Below are 10,329 nucleotides of genomic sequence, written 5' to 3' on the forward strand. Positions count from 1 at the left end.
CAGAAATGGCCATTTCTGCCCTAGGAGCGGGGGCCGCCGCGGCCGTCACCGGCGATCTTCCGGCTGTCGTGGCTGACCTGCCGCCCGGTCGGCGTCACCTCGAGCACGGCCCGCCGCGGGCTGTCCAGCAGCCGGACGAACGCGGCCGGGTCGTCGGCGGCCATCCGCTCCGCGAACGCCGGGTAGAACCAGTCCTTGGTCGCGCGGTCCTCGTGGACGACGACGGTGCCCTGGACGGCGACCATCCGGCGGCCGGGCAACCCCGTGCCGCGGTTGTCGACGACGATCGTCAGCCGCGGGTCTCCGCGCAGGGACTCCAGGTGGTCGCGACCGCCGACCGCGGTGAGCCAGAACCGGCCGTCCCGGCGCAGGAAGCTCATGACGACCGCGGCCGGCCACCCCTCCCGGGACAGGTAGGCCACGGTGCACTCGGTCTGTGCGGTGAACAGCTCGTCCCGGTCGTCGGCGGCGAGGTGCGTGCCGCGCAGGTCCTCGATGTCCCGGACACCCACCCGTGGGCGGTCGGGCTCGGATCCGATCACGGCGGCCTCCCGCAAACTCTTGTCATCCTGCGCATGTTCTGACTGGATGGTGGCACAGGTCACGTCCGCCGTCACCGGGTGCTGGGGAGGTTCGCATGTCGGGGACCCCGTCGATCGGCACGTGGCTGGCCGAGGCCGCCGGCCGCGCCGGCCCGGACGCGGGCGCGGTCGTGGCCGGGGAGCCGGTGACCTGGCGTGAGCTCGACGCCCGCGCCGACCGGGCGGCCGCCGGCTTCCGCGCCCTGGGGCTGCGGGCCGGCGACCCGGTCTGCGTGCTCATGCGCAGCAGCGTCGCCACCCTCGCGGTCTGGTTCGGCCTGGCCCGGGCCGGACTGGTCGAGGTGCCGCTCAACCCGGCGAGCGGCAGCACCCTGCTCCGCTATCTGCTCGAGCACTCGGGCGCCGCGGTGGTCGTCTGCGACGCCGAGTCCGAGGGCGCGGTGCGCGCCTGCGCGCCGGAGGGGGTGCGCCGCGTCGTGGTCCACGGCAGCGGGCAGGCCGCCGGGCCGGACCGCACCGACCTCGCCGACGTGCTCGCCGCGACGCCCGAGCCGATGCCGGAGGTCGACCCGACCGCGCCGGCCGTCGTCCTCTACACGTCGGGCACCACCGGGCCGCCGAAGGGCGCCGTCCTCTCCCACCGCGCCAACGTCAACCTCGCCCGGCACACGGTCGGGCTCATGGGCTACACGGCGGCCGACCGGCTCTACAGCGTCTTCCCGTTGTTCCACTCCAACGCCCGCTACTGCAGCGTGATGACCGCCGCCGAGGCCGGGGCGGGGCTCGTGCTCGACCGCACCTTCTCGGCCAGCCGGTTCTGGGACACCTGCCGGGCACACGGCATCACCGCGTTCAACTACCAGGGCGCGATGATGAGCATCCTGCACAAGCAGCCCCCGCGGCCGGACGACGCCGACAACCCGGTGCGGGTGGCCTTCGGCGCCCCCTGCCCGCCGGAGGTGTTCGAGTCCTTCGAGGCGCGCTTCGGCGTCCGGCTCACCGAGATCTACGGCAGCACCGAGGTCTCGATCGTCACCGACATGCCGCCGAGCGCCCGCCGCGTCGGCACCGCGGGGCGCGAGTCGGTCAACTACACGGTCGCGGTCGTCGACGAGCGGGACGACCCGGTGCCGCCCGGCACGCCCGGAGAGATCGTCGTCCGGCCGAAGAAGGCCGGCTGGATGTTCGACGGGTACGCCGGCAACGCCGAGGCGACCTCGGCCAGCTGGCGCAACCTGTGGTTCCACACCGGCGACCGCGGCGTCCTCGACGCCGACGGCTTCCTCACCTTCCTGGACCGGGTGAAGGACACCATCCGGCGCCGCGGGGAGAACGTCTCCTCCTGGGAGGTCGAGCGGGTCGTCTCCGAGCACCCGTCGGTCGGCCAGGTCGCCGCCTACGGCGTGCCGTCCGAGCTGTCGGAGGAGGACGTCGCGATCGCCGTCGTCCCGGCCGACGGTGCCACGGTCGACCCGGCCGACCTCGTCGCGCACTGCCGGGGTGCGCTGACCTCCTTCGCCGTGCCCCGCTACGTGCGCGTGCTCGACGCGCTGCCCCTGACCCCGAGCCAGCGGGTGGAGAAGTACAAGCTGCGCGCCGACGGCGTGCCGCCGGGCACGTTCGACCGGGAGGCGCCCTGATGCAGCGGTTCACCCGCACCGACCCCGAGCCGGGCGTCGCCGTCCTCACCATGAGCCGGCCGGAGAAGCTCAACGCGATGGACCAGCTGTGGTTCCGCGAGCTGCGCGAGCTCATGACCGGCCTCGGAGGAGACGACGGCGTGCGCGCGGTCGTGCTCACCGGGAGCGGGCGGGCCTTCTCCGCGGGCGGGGACATCGACATGTTCGCGGGCCTGGCCGGCGACGTGGCACGGGTCCGCCCGCACCTGCGGCTGGTCTACGACGCGTTCTGCTCGGTGGAGCGGTGCGCCGTCCCGGTGGTCGCCGCGGTCAACGGCCTGGCCTACGGCGGGGGCACCGAGCTCGCGCTGGCCTGCGACGTGGTCCTGGCCGCCGCCTCGGCGCGGTTCGCGTTCAAGGAGCCCACCGTCGGGCTGATGCCGGGCTACGGCGTGGTCCGCGGGCCGGAGGTGATGGGCCGGCACTGGACCCGCTACCTGGCCCTCACCGGCCGCGAGGTGGACGCCGCCCGCGCCGAGCGGGCCGGCCTCGTGCAGGAGGTCCACCCCGACGGTGAGCTGCTCCCGGCGGCGGTCGCGCTGGCCGCCGACATGGCCGCCCGCCCACCGATGGCCGTCCAGGTGGCCAAGGCGTTCGTCAACCGCGACGCCGTGGGCGGCTTCAGCGAGTCGGTCGAGGCCACCGCCCTGCTCTTCGGCACGCCCGAGCACCGGGCCGCCGTCGCCGCCTTCCGCGCCGCCCGCGGCCGGGCGGACACACCCACCCCACCGGAGGAGACCCCGCATGAGCAGTGACGCCGACCGCGCCGTCGTCGTGGCCTACCTGGACGCCGTCGGGCGCCTGGACCTGCCCGCGATCGAGGCCACCTTCGACGAGGACGTCGAACTCGTGCTGCCCTACGCGCCGCCCGGCTTCCCCAAGGTCTCCCGCGGCCGCAGCGAGGCGATGGCGGTGTACCCGGAGGGGGTCATGGAGCCCATGCGCTTCGCCGACTACCGGATCGACGCGCTGGAGGGCCGGCCGGGGGAGTGGGTCGCCGAGTACACCAGCGACACCACGGTCATCCCGACCGGCCGCCCGTACCGCAACACCTACATCTCCCGGTTCTCGATCCGGAACGGCCGGATCGTGCGCCTGGCGGAGTTCTTCGACCCGGTGGTGCTCGTCGTCGCCCTCGGCGGCGACGTCTCCATGCCGGCCTGACCACACGTCCGGGGACACGGCCTCGCGCCGTCGGGAGGAGGAGTCCAGGTGACACGTCTGGAGGGCAAGGTCGCGCTGGTGACGGGTGCGGCCCGGGGGCAGGGGAGGGCGCACGCGGTCACCCTGGCGCGCGAGGGGGCGGCGATCATCGCCGTCGACATCGACCGGCAGATCGACACGGTGCCCTACGGCACCGCGCGCGAGGAGGACCTGCGGGCGACGGTGGCCGAGGTGGAGCGGCTGGACCGCCGGATCGTCGCGCGCACCGCCGACGTGCGGTCCGCCGACGCCGTGGCCGCCGTCGTCGTGGAGGGGCTGGACACCTTCGGGCAGATCGACGTCCTGGTGGCCAACGCCGGCATCTTCTCCCAGGCGCCGTTCTGGGAGATGGACGAGCAGACGTGGGACGACGTCATGGACGTCAACCTCAAGGGCGTGTGGCGCACGATGTCGGCGGTCGCTCCGCACATGATCGAGCGCCGGGCCGGCTCGATCGTGCTCACCTCGTCGGTCAACGGGTTCCGCGGCAACGCCGGTGCGGCCCACTACGCGGCCAGCAAGCACGGCGTGCTCGGCCTCATGAAGAGCGCGGCGCTGGAGCTGGGGCCGCACCGGGTCCGGGTCAACGCCGTGTGTCCCGGTCTGATCGACACCCCCATGACCAACTGGCAGGGCATGTACGACCAGATGGTCGGCCACCCCGGTGGGGACCGGGCGGGCTACGACCAGGCGGCGCTGCACTTCGGCGTCCTCGGCGGCCAGGGTGCGCTGCCGCCGGAGACGGTCGCCGAGGCCGCCGCGTGGCTGGCCTCCGACGCCGCCGCCGCGGTCACCGGCCAGGCGATCGTGATCGACGCCGGCCACCTGACGCTGCCCGGGTTCAACCCGGCGCCGGTCCAGGCGTGAGACGCGGGGGCCCGGCGCAGGCCGGGCCCCCGCCGCAGCTCAGATCACCGTCTCCGACTCGTAGGACACCAGCGACGCGCCGGCCATCGCGAAGTTCGCCATGTCGGCGGTGGCCGCCTGGCCCTGGGGGGAGCCCAGGTCGGCCAGCGCGTCCTCCTTCGACGGCCAGTCGAGGACGGCGGTCACGAAGTACTCCGGCCGCGACCCGTCCGGGGTCTCGCAGGTGCCCCAGGTGTAGGACGCCACGTTGGACAGGTTCTTCGCCAGTGGTGCGTGGGTGGTGCGGTAGTGCTCGAGGAAGGCCTGCGGGTCCTCCGGGTGGTGGTAGTTGACGATCACTCGGTACACGGATCTCCTCCTCCTCCGGGGCCTCGGCGCCCCGGTGCTCAAGCCCGGTAGGTGTCCCAGGTGGGGGAGCTCTCCGGGTAGTCCGCGGCCTCGGGCGCGGTCCGCGGCCACCGCATCCGCTCGATCGAGCCGAAACCGGTGGCCATCTGGTCGGCCGGCACCGCGTACATGAACGTCAGCGAGCGCCGGGCGAACAGCCACCGCCCCTCGACGCAGCGGTACTCGTCCTCGTACCGGAAGGAGGCGAGGACCAGCGTGCTCCTCGTGGCCAGCTCGGCGTGGCCGTGCGACCAGCCCGACGCCGTCCCGTCGCCGTGCAACTGCGTGACGCCGGGGTGCGGGGTGTGCAGCATCGTCCGGTAGGTGTCGAAGCTGGCCACGTAGGCGGCGCGGATCCCGGCCGCACCGGTGGCGGCGACGCCGCGGCGCTCGAAGACCCCGTCGGGCGTGTACATCGCCACGACGGCGTCGACGTCGTGGTCGTCGACGGCGCGGGCGTACAGGACGCCGAGGTCGCGGATGGCCTGCAGGTCGGCCTGGGCGCGGACGGCGGCGGCCAGGGCGGTCCAGTCGCCCTCCGGGAGCTCGGCCACGGTGGTGAGATCCGCGGTGACCGCCGGCAGGTCCAGCCTCACGCCGGCACCTCCGCCGGGGCGGGCAGCGTGCGCAGCACCTCGAGCAGGCGCTCCGGGATCGCCGCCTTGCCGCCCTCCGGCGTCCGGCAGACGAAGGTCATCGCGCCGTGGGTGACGACCTCGCCGTCGCGGAGGAAGTCGAAGCCGATGGTGTAGGACGACGTCCCGACCCGGTCGAGGGTGAGTGCGATGGTGAGCTCGTCGAACACCCGGACCATCTGCTCGTAGGTGCACTCGGAGTGCACGCCCATGGTGACGACGCCGAGCTGGTCGACCAGCTCGCCGCTGCGCAGGCCGTGCGAGTACAGCCACAGCGTCTGCGCGCGCTCCATCCACGGGTAGTAGATGGCGAAGTAGGCGATGCCGACGGTGTCGCAGTCGCCGTACGCGAGCCGGAAGGACAGCGGCTGGTAGCTCACGCCAGCACCACCGTCGCGGTCCCGGACAGGACGCTGCCCCCGCTGTCCGCGTCGGCGGCCACGACCTCCAGCACGACGTCGCAGTCGGCCAGCCGTTCGCCGCCCTCGTCCCGGACGCCGGTCACCGTGGCCCGCACCCGCAGGTGGTGCCCGGCGAGCACGTTGCCGAGGAAGCGCACCCGCAGCCGGCGCAGTTTGTCGGGGCCACCGGCCCAGGTGGTCAGGGCGTTCATGACGTAGCCCATGTTCAGCGGGCCCTGGTTGATCGGCCGGTCGCCCATGCCGAGGGCCTGCAGCGTCGCGACGTCCCAGTGGATCGGCGTGGGGTCCGACAGCAGGGCGGCCATCGTCTTCATCTTCTCGGCGCTGACCTCGGGCACCTCGTAGGCCGGGAGTTCGGTGCCGACCTCGACGGTGGCGGCGCTCATGCGTCCCTCCGGGGGAAGACGATCGAGTTCCAGCAGGTGGCGACGTGCGCACCGGCGTCGTCGTGCAGGTCCATCGAGTAGCCCACGACGTCGAAGACGCCGGTGCGCCGGCCGACCTTGCGATCGGCGGAGTCGATGCCACCGCTCACCCGGTAGGTGGCCCCCACCAGCAGCGGCCGGTGCAGCGTCGTCTCGTGCTCGCCGAACACCGGGCCGTCGGCGGCCGAGGCCCCGAACCAGGAGAACAGCTCGTCCCAGGTGATGCCCATGGCGCCGGTCGCGGCCATCCACGCGAACAGCGGGTGGGCGACCTGCGGGTCGCCGTCCCGCAGCGAGGGCGGGTCGGCCAGCACGGTGTCGGCGAGCAGCCAGGCCCGCCACGGGGAGACGGTGTACCGGCCGCCGGGGAACCGGCGGCCCACCTGCTCCTGCAGTGCCGCCTCGTCCGAGGGCACTCACACCCCCCGGTCGCGGTCGGCCCAGTAGGGCTGGCGCAGCTCGCGCTTGAGGATCTTGCCGGTCGGCGCCTTGGGCAGCGCGCCGACGAAGTCGACCGAGCGGGGCTTCTGGTAGCTGGCCAGGTGCTTCTTGGCCTCGTCGATGATCTCCTGCTCGGTCGCCGACGTGCCCGGCTTGAGGACGACGACAGCCTTGACCGACTCGCCCCACTCGTCGTCGGGGACGCCGAACACCGCGCACTCGAGGACGGCGGGGTGCTGGTTGATGGCCTCCTCGACCTGCACCGAGTAGATGTTCTCGCCACCGGAGATGATCATGTCCTTGGCCCGGTCGACGATGAACACGTAGCGGTCCTCGTCCCAGGTGGCCATGTCGCCGGTCCACATCCAGCCGTCGCGGATCGTCTGCGCGGTGAGCTCGGGCTGGTTGAGGTAGCCGATCATGTTCTGCTCGCCGCGGACGACGATCTGGCCGGCGGTGCGGCCGTCCTGCGGCACGTCGCGACCGTGCTCGTCGACGACGCGCAACTGGGCGGTGAAGCCCTCCCGGCCGCACGAGCGCAGCCGCTCGGGGTGGTCCCCGTTCACGGCGCGGATGTGGTCCTCCTGGGACAGGAAGGTCATCCCCGCGCCCTCGGTCTGCCCGTAGCCCTGGATCATCGTGCAGGGGAAGTTGTCCATCGCCGCCCGGACCACGGAGGAGGGCATCGGGCCGCCGCCGTACTGGAAGTTCCGCAGGCTGGACAGGTCGTAACTGGCGAAGTTCGGGACCGCCATCATCCAGTTGATCATCGTGGTGATGCCGAGGAAGGCCGAGACCTTCTCCTCCTGGATGACCTCGAGCGCCTGCTGGGCCTCGAAGTTGACCAGCACGAGCGGGCAGCCGTGCCGGTTGTAGTTCATCGCCAGCACGATCGGGATGTGGTACATCTGCCCGGTCAGCATGTAGACGTCGCTGGGCACGATCCGCTCGGCCACGGTCTGCGCGAGCATCATCGCCCCCGCGCTGCGGTGGGTGTGCTGGGCGCCCTTGCTCTTCCCCGTGGTGCCGCCGGTGTAGAGGATGAAGAACGGGTCGTCGTCGCCGACCGAGGCCGACCAGATCGGCTCCTCGTCACTGGCCGCCTCGACGAACCGGGCGAAGCTGCCGTTGCTCTTGTCGCCGAACTCCAGCCAGTGCGAGATGTCGACGTCGCGCTGCAGCTGCTCGATCGTGTCGGACCACTCGTCGGCGCTGATCACGACCTTGGGCAGGGCGTCGCGGACGATGCTGGCCAGCTCCTGGCCGGCCAGCCGCCAGTTCAGCGGCTGCAGGACCAGGCCCGCCCGGCCGGCGGCGAAGTAGAGCGCCATGTACTCGGCGCAGTTGCGGGAGAGGACGGCGAACCGGTCGCCCTTCTCCAGGCCGAGCCCGCGAAGGCCGTTGGCCAGGCGACGGACGAGGCCGTCGAACTCGGTCCAGTTCATCCGCCGGCTGTTGGGTACGTCGACGATCGCCTCGCCGCGCGGCGTCAGCGCCGCCCACTTCGCCGGGATCAGGCCTTGGTTCACCGGTGTCCTCCTCGCTCGCGACGGTCGCTCAGTACGGCAGGTCGAGCTCGATGTGCCGCTTGGTGAAGCGCCAGGCGCCGTCGGCCTCGCGGTGCAGCTCGTCGTCGTAGCGGGCGGTGGAGAGCAGGGTGGCCGTGCCGTCCTTGACCGAGATGAGGGTCAGGTAGGAGCTGACCACGGCGCTGTCCTCGGTCTCCTTGCGGATGGCCATGTTGGTGGTGACGTGCCGGCGCTGGTCGGTCTGGCTGGCCAGGCTGTCGGTCATCAGCTTCATGACCGCCTCCTTGCCCTCGAACGGGCCGATGAGGTCGCCGCCGGCGATGCGCATGGTCAGGACGGCGTTGTCGCAGAAGGTGTCGGCCATCTCCGTCATGTCGTTGTCGTCGTAGGCGATGGAGTACCGGTTGAGCACGTTCTCGATGGCACCGCGAGCGGACATGGCGGATCTCCTGATCAGAGGCCGACGGCGGCGTCGGCGGGGATGGGAGTGTGACCGGGGTTACCCTATGCATGGTTCGCCTGTTTGCCTAGGGGTCGACGATCGACCTCGGCCGCGTGCCGACCTGGGCCGGTCGGGCGGCGGACCTCAGGCGGCGGGGATGTCGAACTCCACGAGCAGGCTGGGGACGCTGCGGGTGTAGAGGCCGGCCTCCTGCGGGGTGAAGCCGGGCTGGTAGCGCAGGTTCGGCAGCCGGTCCAGGACCAGGTTCAGCGCCACGGTCATCTCCTCGCGCGCCAGCAGCGACCCCACGCAGAAGTGCCGGCCGAGGATGAACTGCACGTGGTTGGCCGCGCCGCTGAAGGCCTTCGCGACGTCGAGGTCGGGGCGGTGAATGTCGAAGACGTCGGGGTTCGCGAAGTGCCGCTCGTCCCGGTTGGCGGCGGCCAGCATGAGGATGCAGGTGGCGCCGGCGGGGAGCGTGGTGTCCTCGATCCGGACCTCGGCCTCGGTCTGGCGCATGATCATGTGCACCGGCCCGGTGAAGCGGAGCGTCTCGGCGATGACGGCGTCCACCAGTGACCGGTCGGCCCGCACCTCGGCCATCTGGTCGGGGTTGTCCAGGAGGTTGCGCACCATGCTGGCGATGGCCTTGTCCGTCGTCTCGCCGCCGGCGACCAGCAGCAGGCTGACGAACGCCTTGATCTCCTCGTCGGTCATCTGCTCGCCGTCCACCTCGGCCCGGCAGAGGCGGGAGAGCAGGTCCTCGCCGTCCCCGCCGCGGCGCTCGCGGATGATCGGCAACATGTAGTCCCGCAGCTCCTCGCGGGTCTGGTCGGCCTGCGCGGTGATCGCCGGGTCGCCCGCCAGGTTGTTCAGGTGGGCCATGATCGAGTGGTACCAGCGGTGGAACCGCTCGTGGTCGCTCTTGGGCAGGCCGAGCATGTCGACCATGACGTTGATCGGGAACCACGTCGTGAAGTCGGCGACGAGGTCGGCCCGGCCCCGGCCGGCGATGCCGTCGATGAGGTCCCCGGCGGCCCGCTCGACGGTCGAGCCGATGAGCTGCGCGGCGTTCTGCGTGATGACCGGCAGGAAGGCCTCGAGGCCCTTGCCGCGGAAGAAGGGGTTGAGCAGCGACCGGTGGGTGGCGTGCTCCTTGCCCTCCATCTGCAGGATCGTCCGGCCGTGGATGGGCTCGAGCTGCCAGTCGTAGTTGCGGCTGGAGAACGCCGGGTCGCGGAACGCGTGCGCGACGTCGGCGTACCGGCTGATCAGCCAGCTCTGGGTGGCCTCGTGGTAGGTGGCCGGGTGGTGGTCGCGGAGCACCCGGTGGAACGGATACGGGTCGGCGACGAACTCTGGGGACAGGATGTCCGGCGCCGAAGGGACCACGGTGGGCTGGCTCATGGAAGCGCTCCCGGGGGTAGGCGGCTCTGCCTAACCATGCTCACGTTACGCAGAGAGTGGTCCAGATCACAACGGGCCGACTTGTCGGCTCGTCGGCTCGTCGGCACGTCGACGTGTCGACAGGTCGTCTCGTGGGGTCGGTACCGGCGTCAGAACGGTGGCGGGTCGTCGGCGGGGTCCGCCGAGGGCGGGGTCGTGGCCGCTGCCGGCGGGTCCGGTGGTCGGCGGTCGAGCCCCGGTGGTCGGGTGCTGCGCGTGACCCCCGACGGTGTGGTGACGTGCAGGGTGCCGTCGGCGTCCATGACGAACCGCCAGCCGCGGGCGTGGGTCTTGAGCCGGTGGTGGCTGCG

At 72.1% G+C, this 10,329-nt stretch carries 13 protein-coding genes and 1 pseudogene; 4 read left to right on the forward strand and 10 right to left on the reverse strand.

The genetic code is table 11. From position 1 onward, the window contains the following. Positions 1–20: 20 nt before the first annotated feature. Complete coding sequence (locus tag MY520_RS05490) at positions 21–542, reverse strand: pyridoxamine 5'-phosphate oxidase family protein (protein WP_436690884.1); 522 nt, start codon at positions 540–542, stop codon at positions 21–23. 95 nt (positions 543–637) lie between these two features. Between MY520_RS05490 and MY520_RS05495 the strand changes: the two genes are divergently transcribed. The 4 genes from MY520_RS05495 to MY520_RS05510 are packed head-to-tail and all read left to right on the forward strand — an operon-like array spanning position 638 to position 4,291. Beyond that, a complete protein-coding gene (locus MY520_RS05495; protein ID WP_436690886.1) occupies positions 638–2,182 on the forward strand; it encodes an AMP-binding protein in 1,545 nt (514 codons plus the stop codon). Continuing rightward, positions 2,182–2,976 carry an enoyl-CoA hydratase/isomerase family protein gene (locus tag MY520_RS05500; protein ID WP_436690888.1) on the forward strand — a complete coding sequence of 265 codons (795 nt, stop codon included), beginning with the start codon at positions 2,182–2,184 and terminating at the stop codon, positions 2,974–2,976. Before MY520_RS05495 ends, MY520_RS05500 begins: the two co-directional genes overlap by 1 nt. Beyond that, positions 2,966–3,385: a nuclear transport factor 2 family protein gene (locus MY520_RS05505; protein ID WP_436690890.1), complete on the forward strand. Its 420-nt coding sequence runs from the start codon at positions 2,966–2,968 to the stop codon at positions 3,383–3,385. The genes MY520_RS05500 and MY520_RS05505 overlap by 11 nt, the downstream gene beginning before the upstream one ends. Positions 3,386–3,433: 48 nt before the next feature. After that, the gene (locus MY520_RS05510) at positions 3,434–4,291 is read left to right on the forward strand and encodes a mycofactocin-coupled SDR family oxidoreductase (protein WP_436690892.1); all 858 of its coding nucleotides are present in this window, start codon (positions 3,434–3,436) and stop codon (positions 4,289–4,291) included. Positions 4,292–4,330: 39 nt separating this feature from the next. On the opposite strand, the gene MY520_RS05515 is transcribed toward MY520_RS05510, so the two are convergent. The 9 genes and pseudogenes from MY520_RS05515 to MY520_RS05555 all read right to left on the reverse strand — a co-directional run. Then, the gene (locus MY520_RS05515) at positions 4,331–4,639 is read right to left on the reverse strand and encodes an EthD family reductase (protein ID WP_436690893.1); all 309 of its coding nucleotides are present in this window, start codon (positions 4,637–4,639) and stop codon (positions 4,331–4,333) included. A 38-nt stretch (positions 4,640–4,677) separates the two neighbouring features. After that, positions 4,678–5,274 (reverse strand): nuclear transport factor 2 family protein, encoded by a 597-nt coding sequence (locus MY520_RS05520; protein ID WP_436690895.1) that lies wholly within the window; start codon positions 5,272–5,274, stop codon positions 4,678–4,680. After that, positions 5,271–5,693 carry an acyl-CoA thioesterase gene (locus tag MY520_RS05525; RefSeq protein ID WP_436690897.1) on the reverse strand — a complete coding sequence of 141 codons (423 nt, stop codon included), beginning with the start codon at positions 5,691–5,693 and terminating at the stop codon, positions 5,271–5,273. Before MY520_RS05525 ends, MY520_RS05520 begins: the two co-directional genes overlap by 4 nt. Continuing rightward, positions 5,690–6,121, reverse strand: coding sequence for a MaoC family dehydratase (locus MY520_RS05530; protein ID WP_436690899.1), 432 nt, complete (start codon positions 6,119–6,121; stop codon positions 5,690–5,692). Before MY520_RS05530 ends, MY520_RS05525 begins: the two co-directional genes overlap by 4 nt. Beyond that, on the reverse strand, positions 6,118–6,576 hold the full coding sequence (locus tag MY520_RS05535) for a hypothetical protein (protein WP_436690901.1): 459 nt from the start codon (positions 6,574–6,576) through the stop codon (positions 6,118–6,120). Before MY520_RS05535 ends, MY520_RS05530 begins: the two co-directional genes overlap by 4 nt. Continuing rightward, positions 6,577–8,130: an AMP-binding protein gene (locus MY520_RS05540; RefSeq protein ID WP_436690903.1), complete on the reverse strand. Its 1,554-nt coding sequence runs from the start codon at positions 8,128–8,130 to the stop codon at positions 6,577–6,579. 28 nt (positions 8,131–8,158) lie between these two features. Continuing rightward, complete coding sequence (locus tag MY520_RS05545; protein WP_436690905.1) at positions 8,159–8,569, reverse strand: nuclear transport factor 2 family protein; 411 nt, start codon at positions 8,567–8,569, stop codon at positions 8,159–8,161. A gap of 147 nt (positions 8,570–8,716) precedes the next feature. Next, entirely contained in the window at positions 8,717–9,979 is a 1,263-nt protein-coding gene (locus MY520_RS05550) for a cytochrome P450 (protein WP_436690906.1), read from the reverse strand. A gap of 149 nt (positions 9,980–10,128) precedes the next feature. After that, a pseudogene (locus tag MY520_RS05555) lies at positions 10,129–10,329 on the reverse strand (HNH endonuclease); the annotation flags it as partial.

Source organism: Geodermatophilus sp. CPCC 205506 (assembly GCF_051383635.1).
Classification (GTDB): domain Bacteria; phylum Actinomycetota; class Actinomycetes; order Mycobacteriales; family Geodermatophilaceae; genus Geodermatophilus.